Source organism: Alcanivorax profundi, assembly GCF_003597125.1.
GTDB lineage: Bacteria > Pseudomonadota > Gammaproteobacteria > Pseudomonadales > Alcanivoracaceae > Alcanivorax > Alcanivorax profundi.
Window position 1 is genome coordinate 48884 of record NZ_QYYA01000006.1, and the last position, 19361, is coordinate 68244.

The 19361-nt window shown below is 57.8% G+C and carries 15 protein-coding genes; 8 read left to right on the top strand and 7 right to left on the bottom strand.

The window, feature by feature from the left end; genetic code table 11:
- The first annotated feature begins 90 nt into the window (after nucleotides 1-90).
- From thrS to cysS, 3 genes are all read left to right on the top strand, one after another.
- Nucleotides 91-2004: a threonine--tRNA ligase gene (gene thrS, locus D4A39_RS15340; protein WP_022983727.1), complete on the top strand. Its 1914-nt coding sequence runs from the start codon at nucleotides 91-93 to the stop codon at nucleotides 2002-2004.
- A gap of 118 nt (nucleotides 2005-2122) precedes the next feature.
- Nucleotides 2123-2551 (top strand): phosphoribosyl-AMP cyclohydrolase, encoded by a 429-nt coding sequence (gene hisI / locus D4A39_RS15345; RefSeq protein WP_022983728.1) that lies wholly within the window; start codon nucleotides 2123-2125, stop codon nucleotides 2549-2551.
- Entirely contained in the window at nucleotides 2548-3930 is a 1383-nt protein-coding gene (gene cysS / locus D4A39_RS15350) for a cysteine--tRNA ligase (RefSeq protein ID WP_022983729.1), read from the top strand. The genes hisI and cysS overlap by 4 nt, the downstream gene beginning before the upstream one ends.
- Before the next feature lie 267 nt (nucleotides 3931-4197).
- On the opposite strand, the gene D4A39_RS15355 is transcribed toward cysS, so the two are convergent.
- A complete protein-coding gene (locus D4A39_RS15355; protein ID WP_022983730.1) occupies nucleotides 4198-4860 on the bottom strand; it encodes an START domain-containing protein in 663 nt (220 codons plus the stop codon).
- Between the two features lie 127 nt (nucleotides 4861-4987).
- Nucleotides 4988-5689 (bottom strand): START domain-containing protein, encoded by a 702-nt coding sequence (locus D4A39_RS15360; RefSeq protein ID WP_022983731.1) that lies wholly within the window; start codon nucleotides 5687-5689, stop codon nucleotides 4988-4990.
- 125 nt (nucleotides 5690-5814) lie between these two features.
- Here D4A39_RS15360 and yidD point away from each other — a divergent pair, with 125 nt between their 5' ends.
- From yidD to D4A39_RS15385, 5 genes are all read left to right on the top strand, one after another.
- Nucleotides 5815-6060, top strand: coding sequence for a membrane protein insertion efficiency factor YidD (yidD, locus tag D4A39_RS15365; RefSeq protein ID WP_022983732.1), 246 nt, complete (start codon nucleotides 5815-5817; stop codon nucleotides 6058-6060).
- Nucleotides 6057-6365 (top strand): hypothetical protein, encoded by a 309-nt coding sequence (locus D4A39_RS15370; RefSeq protein ID WP_022983733.1) that lies wholly within the window; start codon nucleotides 6057-6059, stop codon nucleotides 6363-6365. The genes yidD and D4A39_RS15370 overlap by 4 nt, the downstream gene beginning before the upstream one ends.
- Nucleotides 6366-6495: 130 nt before the next feature.
- Nucleotides 6496-8571: a TonB-dependent receptor domain-containing protein gene (locus D4A39_RS15375; protein WP_022983734.1), complete on the top strand. Its 2076-nt coding sequence runs from the start codon at nucleotides 6496-6498 to the stop codon at nucleotides 8569-8571.
- Between the two features lie 74 nt (nucleotides 8572-8645).
- On the top strand, nucleotides 8646-9986 hold the full coding sequence (locus D4A39_RS15380) for a hypothetical protein (RefSeq protein WP_022983735.1): 1341 nt from the start codon (nucleotides 8646-8648) through the stop codon (nucleotides 9984-9986).
- 123 nt (nucleotides 9987-10109) lie between these two features.
- Nucleotides 10110-10628 (top strand): outer membrane beta-barrel protein, encoded by a 519-nt coding sequence (locus D4A39_RS15385; protein WP_022983736.1) that lies wholly within the window; start codon nucleotides 10110-10112, stop codon nucleotides 10626-10628.
- 91 nt (nucleotides 10629-10719) lie between these two features.
- Here the strand turns inward: D4A39_RS15385 and D4A39_RS15390 are convergent, their stop codons facing one another.
- The 5 genes from D4A39_RS15390 to folE2 form a co-directional block, all read right to left on the bottom strand.
- A complete protein-coding gene (locus D4A39_RS15390) occupies nucleotides 10720-11076 on the bottom strand; it encodes a glyoxalase superfamily protein (protein WP_022983737.1) in 357 nt (118 codons plus the stop codon).
- Between the two features lie 155 nt (nucleotides 11077-11231).
- Nucleotides 11232-11810, bottom strand: coding sequence for an NAD(P)H-dependent oxidoreductase (locus D4A39_RS15395; RefSeq protein WP_022983738.1), 579 nt, complete (start codon nucleotides 11808-11810; stop codon nucleotides 11232-11234).
- Nucleotides 11811-12471: 661 nt separating this feature from the next.
- Nucleotides 12472-15219 carry a peroxidase family protein gene (locus D4A39_RS15400; RefSeq protein WP_022983740.1) on the bottom strand — a complete coding sequence of 916 codons (2748 nt, stop codon included), beginning with the start codon at nucleotides 15217-15219 and terminating at the stop codon, nucleotides 12472-12474.
- Nucleotides 15220-15505: 286 nt separating this feature from the next.
- Entirely contained in the window at nucleotides 15506-18151 is a 2646-nt protein-coding gene (locus tag D4A39_RS15405) for a winged helix-turn-helix domain-containing protein (protein WP_119918514.1), read from the bottom strand.
- 179 nt (nucleotides 18152-18330) lie between these two features.
- Nucleotides 18331-19290, bottom strand: a complete 960-nt coding sequence (gene folE2, locus D4A39_RS15410; RefSeq protein WP_022983742.1) for a GTP cyclohydrolase FolE2 — start codon at nucleotides 19288-19290, stop codon at nucleotides 18331-18333.
- Nucleotides 19291-19361: the final 71 nt, after the last annotated feature.

Below are 19361 nucleotides of genomic sequence, written 5' to 3' on the forward strand. Positions count from 1 at the left end.
GCGCCAACTGCGGCACTTTGCTCCTTGAAGCACAACGTCCGATTGCCTACCATCCTCCGGTTCTGAGCCAATCACCTGGATCCTTCAACCATGAGTGTCAGCTACCAACTGCCCGATGGGGCAAGCATGGAGTTTGATCAGCCGGCTTCCGCGCTGGAGATCGCCGAGCGTATCAGCAAAAAACTCGCTAAACAGGCCCTTGCCGCCAAGGTCAACGGCACCCTGATCGACGTGTATCTGCCCATCGAAACAGGCGCAACAGTCGAAATCATCACCCGTGACACCGATGACGCTCTGGAACTGATCCGCCACGATGCCGCCCATGTCATGGCTGAAGCGGTGCAGGAACTGTTCCCCAACACCCAGGTGACCATTGGCCCGACCATTGAAAACGGCTTTTACTACGACTTCCATCGCGAAGAGTCGTTCACCCCGGAAGACCTCAAAGCCATTGAAAAATGCATGCAGGACATTGTGCGTCGCAACGAGGAAATCCGCCGTGAAGTCTGGGACCGCGACGAAGCCGTGCAGTTCTTCCTCGACAAGGGCGAGGAGTTCAAGGCGGAAATCATCCGCGACCTGCCCGCCGATCAGGAAGTGAGCCTCTACCGTCAGGGCGATTTCATCGACCTGTGCCGTGGGCCCCACCTGCCCAGCACCAGCAAACTTGGGGATGGATTCAAGCTGACCAAGGTCGCCGGTGCCTACTGGCGCGGCGATGCCACCAAAGCTCAGCTGCAGCGTATCTACGGCACCGCCTGGCGCGACAAGAAAGAACTGAATGCCCACCTCAAACAGCTTGAAGAAGCGGCCAAGCGCGATCATCGCAAGCTGGGCAAGGAAATGGACTTGTTCCACCAGCAGGAAGAAGCCCCCGGGATGGTGTTCTGGCACCCCCGCGGCTGGGCGATCTGGCAAAGGGTGGAACAGTACGTACGCAAGGTGTACCGCAACAGCGGCTACCAGGAAGTACGAGGCCCGCAGATCATGGACGTGAGCCTGTGGAAGCGCTCCGGACACTGGGACAACTACCAGGAAAACATGTTCTTCACCGAATCCGAAAAGCGGACCTACGCGGTGAAGCCCATGAACTGCCCGGGCCATGTCCAGATCTACAACGCAGCCCTGCACAGCTACCGTGACCTGCCGATCCGCTACGCGGAGTTCGGCGGCTGCCACCGTAATGAACCTTCTGGCGCGCTGCATGGCATCATGCGAGTGCGAGCCTTTACCCAGGACGACGGCCACATCTTCTGCACCGAAGACCAAGTCGAAGCCGAAGTGACCGCTTTCCATAGCCAGGCCATGGCCGTCTATGCCGATTTCGGCTTCGAGAATATCTCGGTCAAGCTGGCCCTGCGCCCGGAAAAACGCATCGGCACTGACGAAGCATGGGACAAGGCGGAAAACGGCCTGCGGGCGGCCCTGAGCAATGCGGGTGTCCAGTGGGAAGAACTGCCCGGCGAAGGCGCCTTCTACGGCCCCAAGATCGAATACCACCTCAAGGATTCCATCGGCCGTGCCTGGCAGATGGGCACCGTGCAGTTCGACCCCATGATGCCTGAGCGCCTGGACGCGGAATACGTGGATGAGCACTCCCAGCGCCAGCGCCCGATCATGCTGCACCGCGCCATCGTGGGCTCCATGGAACGCTTTATCGGCATCCTCATCGAGCACCACGCCGGCCACCTGCCGCTGTGGCTGGCCCCGGTACCGGTGGTGATTGCCACCATTACCAACGCCGCCGATGACTACGCCGAAACAGTGAAAGCCAAACTGGAAGCCGCCGGCGTGACCGTGGAAATGGATCTGCGTAACGAGAAAATCGGTTACAAGGTGCGCGAACACTCCCGCGCCAAGGTGCCGGTGATTCTGGTGCTCGGCAAACAGGAAGAGGAAGAGCAGCAGGTGGCCATTCGCCGTCTGGGCTCACAGGCGACCGAGACCTTCGCCCTGGACGAGGCCGTGGCCAATCTGGCCGCAGCCACCCGTATGCCGATCTGATCGAGGCCGCTGCAGGGGCGTCGCCGGGGTGCGAATCGAGGGCCATCGAGGATAACCTTGACCCGCGTCGCCTCTCATGCGGCGCCCCTAAGGCCGATTGACTCGCCCCGGAGGCGTCATGTTCAAAGACAATGAACACCAGCCCGAAGGCTTTCAGCTTCCCCTGAAGGAAGCCCTGGACAACCTCAAATACAACGCTGAGGGGCTGGTTCCTGCCATTGCCCAACAGCATGACACTGGGGAAGTTCTGATGATGGCATGGATGAACCGCGATGCCATCGAGGAAACCCTGGCAACCGGGCGCGTCTGCTACTTCTCGCGCTCCCGCGGCAAACTCTGGCGTAAGGGCGAATCTTCTGGCCAGATGCAAATGCTGAAAGCACTGCGCATCGACTGCGACGCTGACACCTTGCTGGTCAGCGTGGATCAGACCGGCCCCGCCTGCCATACCGGCCGCCGCGACTGCTTCTACTGGAAAGCCGACACCGCCAGCGTGACCATCGACAAAACGCCGATCATCGATCCGAAAGAGCTTTATAAAAAATGAGCCTCAAGCTGCACAACACCCTGACCGGGCAAAAGGACGACTTCATTCCGCTGGACCCCAATCGCATCACCCTGTATGTGTGCGGCCCCACGGTCTATAACTTCGTCCATATCGGCAACGCCCGCCCGGTGGTGGTGTTTGATGTGCTGTACCGCCTGCTGCAGCGGCTCTACCCGGAAGTGGCCTATGCCCGCAACATCACCGACATCGATGACAAGATCATCGCGGCGGCGGCGGAGAATGGCGAAGACATCGGCGAACTTACCGAGCGCTTCAGCGCGGCGTTCCTCGACGACATGGCCGCCCTGAACGCCAAAACTCCGAACATCATTCCCAAGGCCACCGATCACATCCCGGAAATGCTGGCGATGATCGAAACACTGGTGGAAAAAGGCCACGCCTACGAGGCGGATGGTCAGGTGCTGTTCGCGGTGGAATCCATGCCCGACTACGGCAAGCTGTCCGGCCGCAAACTGGAAGACATGCTCGCCGGCGCACGGGTGGAAGTGGCCGACTACAAGCGCCATCCTGGCGACTTCATTCTCTGGAAGCCCTCCACCGAGGAACAGCCCGGCTGGGACTCCCCCTGGGGCCGTGGCCGTCCCGGCTGGCACATCGAGTGCTCCGCCATGATCCACAAACATCTGGGCGATGTGATTGATATTCATGGTGGCGGCCAGGACCTGATCTTCCCGCACCATGAAAACGAGATTGCCCAGGGCTGCTGCGCCCACGGCACCGATTACGTGCGTTACTGGATGCACAATGGCTACATCAACATCGACGGCGAGAAGATGTCGAAGTCGCTGGGCAACTTCCGGCTGGTGCGTGATCTGCTGACCCAGTACCACGGCGAGATCCTGCGCTTTGCGCTGGTCTCCAGTCACTACCGCTCGCCGCTGAATTTCTCTGCCGACGTGCTGGAAAATGCAGAGAAAGGGCTGGATACCCTTTACTACGCCCTGCTTGGGCGGGGTGAAACCGTGGAACCTGAAGCCGGTTACCAGCTGCCGGATAACCACCCGGTACTGGAAGCCCTGAAGGACGACCTGAATACCTCGGAAGCAGTCAGCGCCCTGCACGCCATTGCTGGCGAGCTGAACAAAGCGGCGCTGGCAGACAAGCCAAAGCGGAAAGCCGAATTGCTGGCCGCCGCCGACCTGCTCGGCCTGCTCACCGTCGAGCCGACCGCCTGGTTCCAGAACAAGAACGCCAGCGAGGACGGCCTCAGCAACGACGAAATCGATGCCCTGGTCGCCGAACGTACCCAGGCCAAGAAAGACAAGAACTTTGCCCGCGCCGACGAGATCCGCGAGCAACTCACCGACGCCGGTATCCAGCTGGAAGACACCCGCGAAGGGACCCGCTGGAGCCGGTAAGATCAGCTGCTATCCATAAGCTGTAAGCGATGGAAAAAAGCGACAGACAAGCTGTGCTGGGGCCTGTCGGGTTATGTGAAACCCCGCCGCAGACACCGGCCTGCTGGTGACCCCCTGCAGCGCCCAGCCCAGATCAGACAGGCGCTGCAGGAGACCCTGCTCCCACAAAGACCAACAATCGCGTAACGCGGCCGCTTTGTCTTCCGCTTACGCCACCTCCTGTCCGCGTTGTCGCTTTTCCTTGGAGCTCATCGCTGACAACGACTTTTACCACTCCAGCTGATCCATTCCCGGCAGTGCCGGCAGATCTTCGCGGCGCGCATTGGCAAAGCGCGGCTTCTCCAGTTGTTCCTTCAATCCTTCCAGCGTTTCGTAGGGCGCACGGGTCGCCACCAGGTTGGCCAACCAGACGGGCACGCTGCCACCGGGATCCACGAACGTCTCAAACTGGACACGTATCCAGCCGTCCTCCATCGGGGTCAGCACAAACTGATTATCCAAGGCGGGAATACGCACATACCCGTCCTGTTTGGGCAGGAACCCCTCGGCATTAACGCTATGCAAGATAATCGTACCCGAGCCCGATTCCTGTGTGAGGGTATTGGCGAGCACCACATCCCGGTCAGAGACCGGCCAGATGCCCTTGAAGCGCATGTGGATACGCTCTTGGTGATCCGCACTCAACCGCTCGGCGCCTTTTATCTGGAAGATCCACTCACCAAAGTTGTCCACTCCCGTCAGCACCGCCAGCACCGACGCCATGGACGCCTTGACTTCCACAATGCCCTTGAAGGCCTTCACCGGGCTATTGTCCACCTCACGGGCATAGGTGAAGATATCCCCACGTTCCTGCCCCTGATGGGTCGTCTTCCAGTCTTCCGCCCACAATGGGCCTGCCACTACCAATAGAGCCAGAAACAACGCTCTCACGATTTATTCTCCTGCCAGAAAATGCGCCAGGCATTATGCCCGGCAGTATCCCGGAGACAAGTTCCGGCCAGCGGATTGTCCCGGACACACAGTGCAACGATGTGAACATGATGCCGTTATGCGGAGCTCAATCAGGCTGGTGGCTCTCGGGCAACACCATGCCCTTGAGTGCCGGGTAACGCACCAGTGCCTGATCCAGCTTGGCCCCCTGGTAAGCGTCACTGCCGGCCAGCTTCCGCAGGCCTTGCAGCGTTTCCTTCGGTGCCTGATTGGAAATCACATTGGCCACTGACGACACATTACCGCCCGGATCGATCAAGGTCTCGAACTCGATACGGGTCCAGCCATCATCCAGCGGCGTCAACACAAAGCGGTCGCGCAGAGCGGCCACACGCACGTAGCCATCATGTTGCGGTTCACCATCCACCTTGCGGGATGCGATAGTAATCGCGCCGCCGTCAGCGTTCTGTGTCGTCTGAGTCTGAATCAAGGCATCCCGATCCTTTGCAGGCCAGATACCTTTGAAGCGGATATAGGCTTGATCATTGTCACGCAACTCCAGCGACTGGCACTGGTACAACCATTCAGCACAGGCCTGGGCGTCGGCCAGCACCGCAAGCACGCTGAGTACCGGTGCCTTGACCTCAGTCACCCCCCGGAATGCCTTCACCGGGCTATCGGCCACGTCCTTTTCGTAGGTGCTTACCTCCGTACGTCCCTGACCCTGTTTGACCGGCTCCCAGCCGGCAGCCTGAGCCATCGGCGCCCATACCAAACTGCCGACCACCAACCCTGCCGCAAACCATTTCGTAACGCCTGACCTCTCCATGTCATACTCCTTTCAAGGTAACAGGGTAGATATGACTGCAAGGAAAACTGGAAAATCCGGTGCCTCAGGCTTTATCATGCTTTTTTACATACATGTTATAACCTAACAACTCAGGATCGCGATCCGTGAAACCACTGCTGCTTGGCATTATCTGGGTATACCAGAAGGTGCTGAGTCCCTGGACAGGCAACCAATGCCGCTTCTATCCGAGCTGCTCGCACTATGCGAAGCAGGCGGTTGAGCTGCATGGTGCCGTGCGAGGAGGGACTCTGGCAGTCAAACGGATTTGCAAGTGCCACCCCTGGCATCCCGGAGGCTTCGATTACGTGCCCGGCACCGAGCCGGCAGAATCGGGAGAGGCCCCACCGTGAGCCTGCGTCACCGCACCCTCCCCCTGTTACTGATCCTGTCGCTCGGCTTTGCCCAGTTGCTGCTGGCCTGGCACGCACCGTCGCATATCTTGAGCGACGGTCATGGCCCCCACGAAGAGCTGCTGGCCCCTGCGGACTGCCAGGTATGCACCAACGGCCAAGGGCTGCTGGCACTGCCAACACTCTTTTTCCCGATAACCGCCGGGCACGTGGAGCCCACGCCGTCGGTCACGGGCCCCTCCCGGCTTCAGCGCAGTGAATCGCGCAGCCAATATCCTCCCCGCGGCCCTCCGGCCGCTGTCTGAACCGTCCCTGATTCATCCGACAGTTCCGCAATCACGGGTATCAGCCGAACTGCGGCTAGTACAGCGCCCTTGCCTGCATGGCAATACGGCGCGCTCATGCCCTGCATGAACGGTAAAGACAGAGGTAATCATGAATTTTCGACGCTTGGCCCTGGCCGGGGGCGTCGCTGCGGTGCTGAATGCGCCAGCAGCTGTAATGGCCGAAGACAACAATGCGTCTACCCAGGACGACACCGTCAATGAGCTGAAGCAGGTGAACGTCTCTGCCCTGCCACTGGGTAGCGATAGTGTCAGCACCCCCTACTCGGTGATGGACCAGCAAAGTCTTATCAGCCGAAACGAAGACACACTGGGCGAAACACTGAAGAGCGAACCGGGCGTACACAGCGATACATTCGGCGGTGGCGCCAGTCGTCCGGTCATACGTGGCCAGGGCGGGCCTCGTGTGGGCGTCCTTAATGATGGCTCGCAGGTGCTGGATGCTTCCACCATCTCCCCCGACCACGCTGTTACCGTCGACCCCATGTTGGCGCGACAGATCGAAGTGCTGCGCGGCCCCTCCACCCTTCTGTATGGAAGCGGAGCAAGTGGCGGGGTAGTAAATGTGCTGGATAACCGTATCCCCACCCAGCGCCCCCGTGACGGCGTGGAGGGCTTCGTTGGAGCCCGGGCAAACACCGTCGCCGATGAAAACGCAACTGCTGCTGGCGTGACCTTTTCCGCCACCGATCATCTGGTATTCCGGGTAGAAGGTAGCCGCCGTGATGCTGATGACTATGAGGTCAACGGCTTTGAAAGCCTGACCGTTCCGGGTACCTATGCGGAAAGCGATAACAGCAGCATTGGTGCATCGTGGATCGGGGACCAAGGGTATTTCGGCCTGGCCTATAGCTACCGCCGTGATAACTACGGTCTGCCAGGGCATAGCCATGAGTTTGAGGAATGTGAAGCCAATGGCACATCCCTCGACTGCCCCACCGAGGATCATGACCATGATCATGACCATGGCGAGGTGGTTCCCTACGTGGATCTGGCCAGCCGCCGGGTGGATGCCCGCGGCGAATACCGGAATCCCTTCGCAGGCATTGCCTCTATCCGGTTTCGGGGCAACCACACCGATTATCGCCATCACGAAATTGAAGAGGGCGAGATCGGCAGCACCTTCACCAACAAAGGTGGAGATGCGCGCCTTGAAGTGGAGCATGCGCCCTTGGGAAACTGGCGTGGCGTGGTCGGCCTGCAATACACAAACTTTGATTTCAGTTCGCTGGGGTCAGAGGCTTTTGTTCCCAGAACGGAAACCGAGTCCATTGCCCTCTTTGTGGTAGAGCAATACACCCTCAACGATCAGTGGTCATTTGAGTTTGGTGCCCGCCAGGAACACCTTACGCAAACACCGGATGCCCGTGATGGTGACACCTTGCTGAAAGTCACAGCGGATAATGCATCCTTCTCTGGCGCGGCGAACTGGGGCTTCGCGCCCGGTTACGAGCTGGTACTGTCGGCTACCCATTCCGGTCGCGCGCCTTCAGCGCAGGAACTCTATGCCGATGGTGTCCATCTGGCTACCAATACCTATGAGTGTGGCCTGCTCAGCGACTGCGGTGGTACCCCGCGGGATCTTCTGGATGATGAAATCAGCCTGAGCGCCAACCTGAATCTGCGTAAAACAGAAGGGGACTGGCTGTTCGATCTGGGGGTATTTGAAAACCGCATCAATAACTACATTTATGCCCGTACCCTGGACCAGCAGGAAGACTTCCGTCTGATCAAGTACAGCCAGCGCGACGCCACCTTTACTGGTGCCGAAGGCTCGGTGAGCTACTACGGCATCGACCGGCTTGGCATCACCGTCTTTGGTGACATGGTGCGCGCCACCTTCGATGACGGCGGCTATCTGCCTCGCATTCCTGCCAAGCGTGCCGGCACCCGACTGACGAGTTATGTTGGTCACTTTGACGGTGAGCTGGAACTCTACCGCAGTTTCGCACAGGACCAGATCGCCGGATTCGAAGAAACCACCCCTTCCTATGACATGGTGAACGCCACCCTGAGCTACCGCCTGCGCGGTGACCAGCGCTACACCTTCTTTGTGCGGGGCAACAACCTGCTTGGCGAAGAGGTATTCAATCACGCCTCCTTCCTTGCCAGCACCGTGCCGGAACCGGGTCGCAATCTCACGGTAGGCACCCGCATCGAATTTTGACGCCGCACATCACAACGGCAACTCGCCTGGCGCCTTTATCCGCCAGGCACGACAACACCGAATTGGAGAACACCATGCAACGCATGATGAAAAACCTGAAACACCACGCCGCCCTGCCCCTGTCACTGGTCGTCGCGCTGGCGATGGCTGGCTGTAATGAGACGGGCACCAGTTCATTGGGAAGCGCCGAAGACGAACATGACCACGGCAGCAGCGAACATCCCGGCCGGCTGGTCATCGCCTCCCGGGATGGCGCGGGCGACCAGCTGTACGTCTACGACCTTGAGGAAGGCGCACTTTTGCCCGGTTCCCTGGCTCTGGATAACGCACCCAGCGCACTTTACACCAGCCCTGGCAAGCGCTTTGTGCTGGCCCTCCAGCGTACTGCAAACCAGGTACAAATCGTGGATGGCGGCCTGTATTACCATGACGACCATGTTGACGAAGTCGCTCCCGGCTTCGCCGGAACCCTGACCGGCCCGGCCCCCACCCATTACCGTGTCCACGGTGAACAAGCCGCCATTTTTTATGACGGTGATGCAGGTAGCAGCCTGATGGCAGAGGTTGACGTCGTCACCGACGACACCCTGGAATCCGCCAGCAGCGTAGCCAGCCAGACTCTGGCAAGCGCCCACCATGGTGTCGCTGAACCTCGTGGCGACATCTTGCTGGCCACGTTCCGCACCGCCGCCTCAGGCCTGCCGGAAAAGGTAGACGTATACCATCAGCACGATGATCACTACCACAAGGAAGACACCATCAGCCTGGATTGCCCGGACCTTCACGGAGCCGGTTCCAACGAAGACTACTCTATTTTCGGCTGCAGCGACGGTGTACTGATCGTGCATCAGGACGGTGAGGACTTCACCGCCCAGCATGTCAGCAATGCGACATTGGGCCTCACTGGCAGCGAGCGTGTCGGCAGCTTCGACAGCCACCATGAACTGGCAGAGTTTGTTGGTTACGCCGGTGATCGCGTCCTGATCATTGATCCTGATACCGCCTCGGCAACTGAGCTCGACTGGACAGAAGGGGCCTCGGTCTCCCTGGATAATCACAGCCTTGATCCCCATGCCGAGCATCTGGTCCTGCTGGACGATACCGGCGATCTTCGCATCATCGACACCGCCGACTGGAGCGAGCACGCCCATCTTGAAGATGCCATTGACCCCGATAGCGCCGCACCCGCATCAAGCGGCCACGGCAGCCGCGTCTCCATGACCGTGGCAGGTGAACCCGCCCACGCCTTCCTGTCTGATGCCGGCAACCAGAATATTGTTGTCATCCACCTGGAAGAAGGCAGCATTGAAACTCCGCTCGCCCTCAATTTCCCACCGGCCGCACTGGCCTGGGCCGGGCTGGGGGAAGCGCATGAAGACGGTGACGAACATGACCATGATGGTCATGACCACTAAGCCATACCGGTTGCGACGGCGCCCCGCCCGGGGCGCCATTTCCTATCAGTCGCCGAAGGCGCTGCTTTTCACTACAATCTCTCACATGACATCGTTGTGACTACAGACCCTGCGGGAGAGATCATGAAGAAAGCCCTGATTGCCGCCACCCTGGCACTGCCTCTGTGTGCCAACGCAGGTGGTTTCGCCGGCCTTGATTACATCAGCAGCAAGATCGAACCGGACAACACCACCGCCAGTGCCAAACCCGAGGCCGTGCAATTCAAGTTCGGCAGCTGGATCAACAAGGATGAAACCCTGGGCGGCGAATTGCGTCTGGGGCTGGGCATGGGGGACGACGAACTCAGCAATGGCGTCGATGTGGAAATCGACCGTTACTACGGCGCCTACTTCCGTGGCCAATTCCCCAACACCCTGCCAGTACGCCCCTACGGTCTGATCGGCCTGACCTATATGGAAACCACCGAAGAAAACCGTTTCGGTAGCAGTGACGGGGAAAACTACAAGGACATCTCCCTCGGCCTTGGGGTTGATGTCACCATCACCCACAACATGTTCGTCAGCGTCGAGTACATGCGAGTTGTCGACCGCAGTGGCGATGAAGTCACCAATCTTGGGTTGGGCCTGAACGGCCGCTTCTGATACGGATCGGAATATTGCCCATAAAAAACCGCGCCGCCGCGCGGTTTTTTGTGAGTGGCAGTACAGCGCCAAGGCCCCACGGCGTGAAACCCTAACCTTCGCTAAAAAGAATCCGGTTGGAAAACGGGTCCACGACTTCAAAAACCCGGCTATCCCAAGGGGCAACGGAAATGTCCGGGCGGCAGTATCGATACCCTTTGGCCATGATGTCCCGGTACAACCCTTCCAGATCCGCCGTCTTCACGAACAACTTGGACCCCGGCGTTCCATCACCGGAATGCTCACTCAGGTGAAACACCAAGTCGTCTCTCGACACCTGCATATACACAGGATAATCCGCCTCGAACCGGTGTTCCCACTCTACCTTCATGCCGAGAAAATCCAGATAAAAGGCTTTTGCTTTCTCCACATCAAAGATGCGAAGCACGGGGATCGTCTGAAATGTCATGACCCATTCCTGTTGCAGGTAAACCCGCATGGCACGATCGCCAATCGCGATAACGAACCTTGCTTTCGTTGTTGAATCAGAGCCCCCATAACAGTGAATCCAGGAGCACACTCAATCTCACTATTTGCCCAAAACCCACTCGCTGGCAGGGCCTCTCATGATGCCTTGGCGAAGGCGGCGATCTTGTCCAGCCAGGCCGCTTTCCTGGACCGCGAGGCATCACGCACCGGCCCAAGCACCGTTATGGTTACTGGCTTAAAACCCACAAACTCGAGAATGGTCCTGCGAATCTGGTTGTGGGCCGGGCTGCGATAGACCAGTTTAAAATACCAGGGAGGAGTATCCATGGTAGTGATGACATGAGCAGAGCGCCCTGCCAGCAGCTTGTCCCAAAGCGGCGAATTCTTTCGGTATTGAAACGCATACCCGGGAAGAAACACACGATCCAGAAAACCTTTCAGCAGCGCAGGCATCCCGCCCCACCACACCGGATAGACCAATACCAGATGCTCAGCCCAGCTGATCGCCTCCTTGATCTCCTGCAGACCTGGCTCCAATTCCTGTCGCTGGTTGTAGCCATGACGCAGTACCGGGTCAAACTCGACCTCCCCCAGCCGAAAATAACGCACCTGATGACCGGCCTGCTCAGCCGCCTGGGCATAGCGGTCCGCCAGCGCACGGCAAAAACTGTCCGGATCCGGGCTACCCAGAATCACTGCAATGTTCTTCTCCATGGAGTTCCCTTCTTCACTATCCGTGAATCAACGTACGCCGCCGGCGCATCGAAACGACAAAATAGCGGAAATCGTATTCGGCTGCCGCAGCTCGTTATCCATTATCTTCACCATGCCTGGTTTGCCAAAACGTGATTTGAGATACCTCACAGTCATTTGCACCCTGCGAAATATGAAAGTCGAAAGAAATAATTTCAGATTCACCCATTGAAACTCCAGCCCCCCAATATACGCAGCACATCACATCAGCACTGAATATATACCCCCTCTGAGAAACCCCAAATCGTTTCACACAGCACCGGCACACCTGTGCTTTTATTTTCCTCATCGAACAAAGTTACGGTATATCCAGCAGCGAGCTTTTCTGTAAGCCATCTCTTACAACCACAGACAGCCTGCTGAGCAAAGGAATCACTCCATGCTCGACGTCGCGCGAGCCGAGCCTCCTCACAGAATGGTGACGTGATAGGGATTGGGATCAAGCCCCTTTTCAGCAAATCGGTGACAGAGCATCAAGATGATGTCCTCTGTGCTGAACATCACTTCAATAAAGCGACAGGATGCAACATCGCGGCCTGTTGTCTCATTTATCAGGCTGCATAAAAAAAGCCCGGGCTGCGATGCAGGCCCGGGCTATCAGGGGTACCTTTCTTGTTGTTATTTAGCGGTCTTCATAGCGCTGATGTTTGAAGAAAATACCGGTGTCGCCGAACTGGGACAGGGTAAATTCGGAATCAGTCACCAATTCACCTATCTTGACGGCACTGTTACGGCGCTCGCGGGCATAGCGCGCGGTGACCCAGGGCCAAATCGAGGTTTTGATGCTCTTGGTGGTGCCATAGACATCATAGACCCTGGTGCCCGCCGGAATCGCAGTCAAGTCATCACGGAAATCGTGCGGGGCGGCGCTGGTGCTGTTTTTCAGGCTGCTGTTGGGTACGAAATAGATCTGCGATGGCGTTTTCGCACTGCCAACCGTTGAGCCATCCTGATTCACTTTGGCCATGTCACTCATCACCAGCAAGGTCGGCTTGCTGGATACCAGAGAGAACAAGGTCGTGGTTCCCAGGGTTTCGTTCACTTCTGCCTGAACATAGTTGGACAATTCGTTGGCGAAGATATTGTGATTGTCTCCCTGACCACTGAGGGTATACAGCGCAGAGACGTTTTCAGAGCGCTTACCGTCCACGAACAGTTTCAGTGCCAACCCTGGGGCAAAGCCTCGATCAGACGGATCACCGGTGACAGACAGGCGCAGCAGACCATGATCCGCCCCCTGGAACAGCCCGGTAAAATCATGCCCGGAACTGGGGACAAACTTCACTTTGGCCAGAGCACCACGGGGGTGGATCGGCTTGCTGTAGCCCGGAGGCGCCACATCGGTCACGTCCTGCACTTTCTTCCACAGGATGGAATTGATCAGACCGCCAATATCGATAGGCTCGATAGCCGGGACCTCACCCTCTTCGTAACTGGTACGCAGTGCGCCATTGACCCACAGGTGGTTCTGCTTGGTTTCGGCATCCCAATCCTGATAGTCAGAAGGAATCTTCAGACCCCAGGGTTTGAACGCGTTGTCCATGCCCACCAGGCTCGACGCCAGGGCCGGGAAGTGACGACGAATCACATCCACCATGGTGTTGTTTTCTACCCAGTCGATACCCTCGGCGGTGTACACTTCGTCGGTGTAATCGGTGGTGAAGAAACGGTCGGTCATCAAACGACGAGACGCATTCAGGATAAAGATCTGGAACGATGTCTCGCCAAAGCCGAACCCTTCCGGACGGGTTTCTTCAGCCAGCTGCCCGACCAGGGTATCGATCAATTCGATGTCATTGTTGTAAAGCGACTTCAGGTCCGCCAGCAGCTGCGGGTCGTTGGTCAGTTGCTCGAAGCTGGTCAACGGCTTGAGGCCAATCTGGCGACGGAATTCGTTGTAACGCGGCACACCACGCTCACGGTCACGCAGGATATCGATAGCGGCCATATCGATGTCGCCAATCAGCGGCATGGACAAGTTACGCAGGAAGTCCGGGTAGTTGTTCAGCGTCAGCGCGCCCGGATGGGTAATACCGAAGGAGTACCACAGGCGGTCCTGGCCAATATCATCCATCAGGTCTTCGGCATCGCCGTTGCGGGTGTCCTGCAGGGCGATTTCCTGATCCACCACGTTGGAGCCGATGTCGTACACCTTGATCTCGTCACGCAGCAACGGATGCATCCGGTACACCGACACGAATTCCTCGGTCAGGGTATAGGGCACATCGTAGTTGTTGGGGGTGCGGGAACCCACCAGGCCAGCAAGGGCATGCTCGATGGAACCGGTATCCTGCTGCCCCAGATCATTGTCGATGCCGACAGCATTGAACAGGGCGCCCAACTGGCCGATGTTGTTGTTCAGGTTGTCGAGATCGTCCTGGAATTTGTCGCGGGTATCGCGATCCCCACCCAGGCCCCACCAGTTGGCGTACATGGCACGCTCAAGTACCGGGTTGGCGAGAATCGCCGGTGTCCATTCCACGGTGTGGATCTTGGCCATCAGCGCAGAGTTGATCAGTCGCGCCTTGTCGAAGTACCACTGGTCCGATTGCCCCGGATGGTTGGCCTTGAGCATATCGGCGATGGCGTTGTGTTCCTGGGTGAAGATATGGTGGAGCATGCTCAACCCGACCCACCAGTTTTCATTGAAACCGGTGATGGGCTTGCCGCTCAGGAACTCGGTAGGCAGGCGACCATTACCATCCACCTTGAGTTTACCGTCCACGAAGGAACGCACTTCGTCGTTGGTTTCCTTGCTGCTGCCATACAGCTGTGAACCATCCCACCAGTGGGTGTTCACGTTTTCGTAGGTGATGATCCCTTCATCACCACTGACAGAGGGATCCGGACGGGTACGCTGCACCGACATGGTGCCGCCACCCAGTACATCCCCAGCAGGAATCGGAAACTCGATGGGATCGGCATCGGTACGCGGGCCGTGATCGAACCAGTCATGGACCATGAACTGGATCCAGCTGGTGGCGATGAAGTTAAGGCTGGTGGCCGGTTTGAAATCGCCGCCCCGGGACATGATCAGGTTACTGACTTCACGGGGGTTGGGGTTCAGCAGGTTGCCGCTGTTGGACTCGGCATACACAGACGCCGGATCCACATTACGGCCGAAGTTCACGTGCACGGACCCTTCTGCCGGGTTTTCCAGGATGTTACAGGTTCCGTCTTCGGTACGGGCGGTCAGACTACGTTCGTCACAGGTGATACCGGCATTTTTTTCATCCCAGTTTTCCGTGTCGAACATGTTGTTTTCAAGCAGTTCGCTGCGCTCGCCGGCCAACACCAGCAGCGCGGCCATTACGCCCAGCGAGCCGAATTTGGTCAGGGCCGGCCAGGTGACCCAGGGGGACATAGCCATGATAAGCCTCCGTCGTTGTTATTCTCGGGGTAATTACAGACAACGACGGCACTCTAGCAATGGTCCCCCCCCTCCACCCCCTCCCCTGGGAGGGGGTAATCAAAAGGGAGTAAAAATCGCGAACCGGTTCAAGGTTTGGGGAGCTGTTGAACGTTCAAGGTTAAAAGGCGAATCAAGACCCGGCCAAGGCACTCCAGCTCCGGGATCACGCGACAATCAGGCCCTTGAGCGCGGGCACCTCACGGCAAATTCCCACCGACCTCACCCGCGCTTTTCAACTTTCAACTCACCGTGTCGACGCGCGGAGCACGGCTTCCGTCCGATTGGAAACCCCAAGCTTGCTGTAGATGTTCTTCAGGTGCCATTTGGTGGTGGTGACCGAAGTTCCAGTCTGTTCACTGATCTGGGCATTACTCAAGCCACTTTGCAACAACTCGAAGATCTCGTGTTCACGAGGGGTCAACACAGAAGCCGGATCCACCTCAAGGGGAGCATGACCGGTTGTCACCGACGTAAATACAGCGCCAAACAACTGCGTATAAAACTCCGGTAAAACCAGCCGCCCTTTTTGCCAAAGCGCCTGCATCAGGGCAGCCAGACCGGGCGCTTCGTCGAACACTGGCTGATTCACATTGAGCAGCCCATAGCGGCTGATCAAGGTATCGATCTGACGAATTTGTTCTGTCTCGCTCTTCCTGCGCGCATGCAAGACCAGCAAGTTTGCCTCCATGATCAAGCCACGGGTACGGATTCCCGCACCGTTTACCACCTTGCGCAAGAGCAACAGCGCCGTCTCCGCGTCATCGTGACGACCAACCGCCATTAGCCAATAAGCGGCGGCCAACCCTCGGCGCTCCCAGCTTTGGCTGTAGGGAACATCTTGCAGATCCAGATTTTTCTGCACCCATTCCGCCAGTGCAAAACGCTCTGCAATGACATCCAGCTGGCTCCAGTCTGCATTGACATAGGCCTGTCGCACTCTTTCCAGCAGGGCCATGCTGACGAATCGCTCGTAGTTTCCCAATTGCAGGATACCCAACAATTTTTCCAGCATGCGTTCAGAATGCTTACGGTTGCCTTGCAGGTGATGAAGCCGCGACAGCGTCAGGTAAACAGTAGAAATTACTTCTGTAGCGGAAGCAGTAGACACCATTGGCAACAGGTCTTCACACAATTGCCGGGCCTCGTCCAATCGGTTCTGGTCATACAACACCACCACCATCCCGGTAGCCCACAAAGACCAGGTGGGACAATCCCGAGGCGTCTTGCTGAAATGCTCGGTAATGAAGCTTACCGCCTCGGCAATATGCCCCAATTGCTGATTGGCAAGCGCTGTGATGAGGCCGGCATACCCTGCCGTAAAACGGTGCCCCAACTGCATCAGCACGTCACGGGCTTGACTGGAAAAAGCCAATGCCGACTGCAAACGGCCATGCTGCAAGTGATAGTACGCCACCATGGCAAGAGAAAACGCACGCACATCATGGTGACTGCTGGTCTCCATCAGCAGCGACAGGTTCGCTCCTTCCATGAAGTCTGTGTCGTGCTGGAACAACTGCAAATGGAGCTCGAGAAACTCCAGAGTATGCTCATCGCCGTACCGGCCCCGGTAATCCAGAGGTGGTTCCGCTTTTAGCGCGTCGAGAAAATACCGTGCACGAAAAAAACGGCGCGACAAGGTCAAGGTGCTAATCAGAGGTGCCGCCAGGTCCATACGTGACAACAACGCCTCGTCCGAGACGTCTTCCGCCCATTCGAGAATCTGACTGGCATAACCTTCACGTAACCAGTAATCAAACGCCCTGGCCAGTGCACCCAGAAACGCTTCGTGGTCCTCCCCCCGCCTGGCGTGCCATAGCGCCTGCTCGTAATCTTCCTTGGCGATAAAATAGCGCGCAGCCCGACGGTGAATCGGGACAACACAATCGGGCATATCAATGGCCACTCTTGCCTGCAAGAAATCACGCAGAAGGGCATGGTAGCGAAACCAGCCCGGTCGCCCCGGAACGGCCAGAATAAACAACTCGCGACGGGATAACTCCTCCATCAAACGCGCCGAGTACGTGGTGTCGAGAACAGCGTCACACAGTGGGGCATCAAAGCTGTCCAGCAGACTGCTTTGCATAAACAGGGTTCGGGCAAATTCAGGCAAGCCCTTGAGGACGGCATGGCCAAAGTACTCCATAATCTCCGGCTGGCTCGCATTAAAATTATTCAGCGCCCCGACACCCGCACCCATGGCGCCCATCAGGGCAATCTTCACTCCCGCCACCCAACCTTCAGTAATGGCCATCAGGTGATCCAGTTCGCCTCCCTCCAGGGGCTCGCCTCCCAGGCGCGAATTTAACTCCACCACCTCGGCACGACTGACCCGCAAGGCCGAAGCATCCAGCTCGAGCAGCTCGCCATTCAGGCGCAGCCGCCCCACATCCAGTGGTGGCCGGCTTCGGCTGGCAATAATGAGACGGACATCCGTTGGCGGGTGGGCAATCAGCGCATTAATGACATTGAGGGCCTCGTCATTGGTGATGTACTGAAAGTCATCAAACACGATGTAGACCGGTTCGGGGATCTGTTCCAGTGCATCGTAGAGCGCCTCAGCCACCGAAGACGCTGGCAGCTCGGACACATCAAAAGGCATGAACCAGGAGGTATCGAAGGCAGGGATGGCGGCACGGGTCTGCTCGGCAAAGCGACGCAAACAACGCACGGGCTCATCGTCCATGGGCTGCACAGCAAAGCTCACCACATGCGCTTCCGGCCGTGTCGCGGACAGATGCTGCTGCCACTGATGCAACAGCGTTGACTTGCCGGAACCTGCCGGCGCCAGCAACAACGTAAGTGGAACACATTCACAACCATCGAGTCGCGCGACCAGTTCGCTGCGCTCGAAACTCCCGGATACCGGGGGCGACGCCTCAGTGGAGCCCATTCCTGTGCCTGCCTAGCGCATTTATTATTGTTGATATGCTCGGACTATATGCAAAACGAGGGTAGCAAGCCCGGCTAAAGGTCACAATATCGCCAACTCTGTTCCCCCGGTCAGCCAATCCAGAAACGAGAAAGGGCGGCCACAGGCCGCCCTTTCAGGTTTCACGCGATATCGAATAATCAGGGTATCGGCAAATAACCGCCGTCCACTTCCTTGGTGACAATGGCCACTGCGTTGTGGGCGTGCAGGCTTTCCAGGTGATTCACCCGCAGCCAGAAGTCCTTGTAGCAGGATTGCGGATCGATGGCCTGCTTCAGGCGGCGGGCCGCATCTTCACAGAACATCAGATTCTGGCCATTGAGTAGCGCAAACTCTTGCTCGTCCACACGCTTAACCGCGGTCTGCACCGGCGTCTTCAAAGCGCCTTCGATGGAGTCAATCAGGGCTGTGATCGGGAAGGCATCACCCTCGTTGTGATCCAGCAACACACGCACCTGCGCCACAGAGCGCTGGCTATGCGGAGTAGCAACGATCCCTTCCTCTGTACCCAGCCACTCCAGAACCGCTTCCGCATCCACCTTGCCATCCTGGAAGTCCTTGCGGAACTGCTCCTGGATCAGCTGGCGGGACAAGGCAGCAGAACACGGGCAGGTTGAGGAATACGGCACCTCCACATACATTTCGATGCGCATGCCTTCTTCGCACAGAGTGCCCTTGATACTTACCGGGTAGCTTTTCCAGCCGGAATAGCTGCTCTTTAGCGCCGGGCGGCGCATGGAGTATTCAAAATCCAGCTGCACGAAGCCACGGGTACTAAGCCCTTCGTGGGTTTCCAGAAAATTGCGCAGCAACTGCTCGATGGAGGCAGAGCTGACGGAATGGTCGCCAAAGGTCTCTTCCAGCATCAGGAACAGACGGGACATGTGAATGCCTTTGGCATCCGGATTTGCCAGATTCACATAGGCCTGGATAGAGGTGCTCACCGGTCTTTCACCGGCCAGGGTATCACTGACCCGCGCAGGCAAGTGAATTTCACTCATGCCCACCCAGTCCAGGGTGCTATGGATATGATCCACCATGGAGTTGGATGCCACATCCGGCATCTGCTTGGTGCTGTCGGCACCGTTTTCACGTGTCATGGGTTTCTCCACAGGGGGTGATGATATCGGCCAATCGAAGTGAAATCCCTCGATCAAGCCATGTAACGGTC

Coding starts and splice junctions, on each gene's coding strand:
- thrS (WP_022983727.1), top strand. CDS start 91: ATGAGTGTCAGCTACCAACTGCCCGATGGGGCAAGCATGGAGTTTGAT.
- hisI (WP_022983728.1), top strand. CDS start 2,123: ATGTTCAAAGACAATGAACACCAGCCCGAAGGCTTTCAGCTTCCCCTG.
- cysS (WP_022983729.1), top strand. CDS start 2,548: ATGAGCCTCAAGCTGCACAACACCCTGACCGGGCAAAAGGACGACTTC.
- D4A39_RS15360 (WP_022983731.1), bottom strand. CDS start 5,689: ATGGAGAGGTCAGGCGTTACGAAATGGTTTGCGGCAGGGTTGGTGGTC.
- D4A39_RS15375 (WP_022983734.1), top strand. CDS start 6,496: ATGAATTTTCGACGCTTGGCCCTGGCCGGGGGCGTCGCTGCGGTGCTG.
- D4A39_RS15380 (WP_022983735.1), top strand. CDS start 8,646: ATGCAACGCATGATGAAAAACCTGAAACACCACGCCGCCCTGCCCCTG.
- D4A39_RS15385 (WP_022983736.1), top strand. CDS start 10,110: ATGAAGAAAGCCCTGATTGCCGCCACCCTGGCACTGCCTCTGTGTGCC.
- D4A39_RS15390 (WP_022983737.1), bottom strand. CDS start 11,076: ATGACATTTCAGACGATCCCCGTGCTTCGCATCTTTGATGTGGAGAAA.
- D4A39_RS15395 (WP_022983738.1), bottom strand. CDS start 11,810: ATGGAGAAGAACATTGCAGTGATTCTGGGTAGCCCGGATCCGGACAGT.
- D4A39_RS15400 (WP_022983740.1), bottom strand. CDS start 15,219: ATGGCTATGTCCCCCTGGGTCACCTGGCCGGCCCTGACCAAATTCGGC.
- D4A39_RS15405 (WP_119918514.1), bottom strand. CDS start 18,151: ATGGGCTCCACTGAGGCGTCGCCCCCGGTATCCGGGAGTTTCGAGCGC.
- folE2 (WP_022983742.1), bottom strand. CDS start 19,290: ATGACACGTGAAAACGGTGCCGACAGCACCAAGCAGATGCCGGATGTG.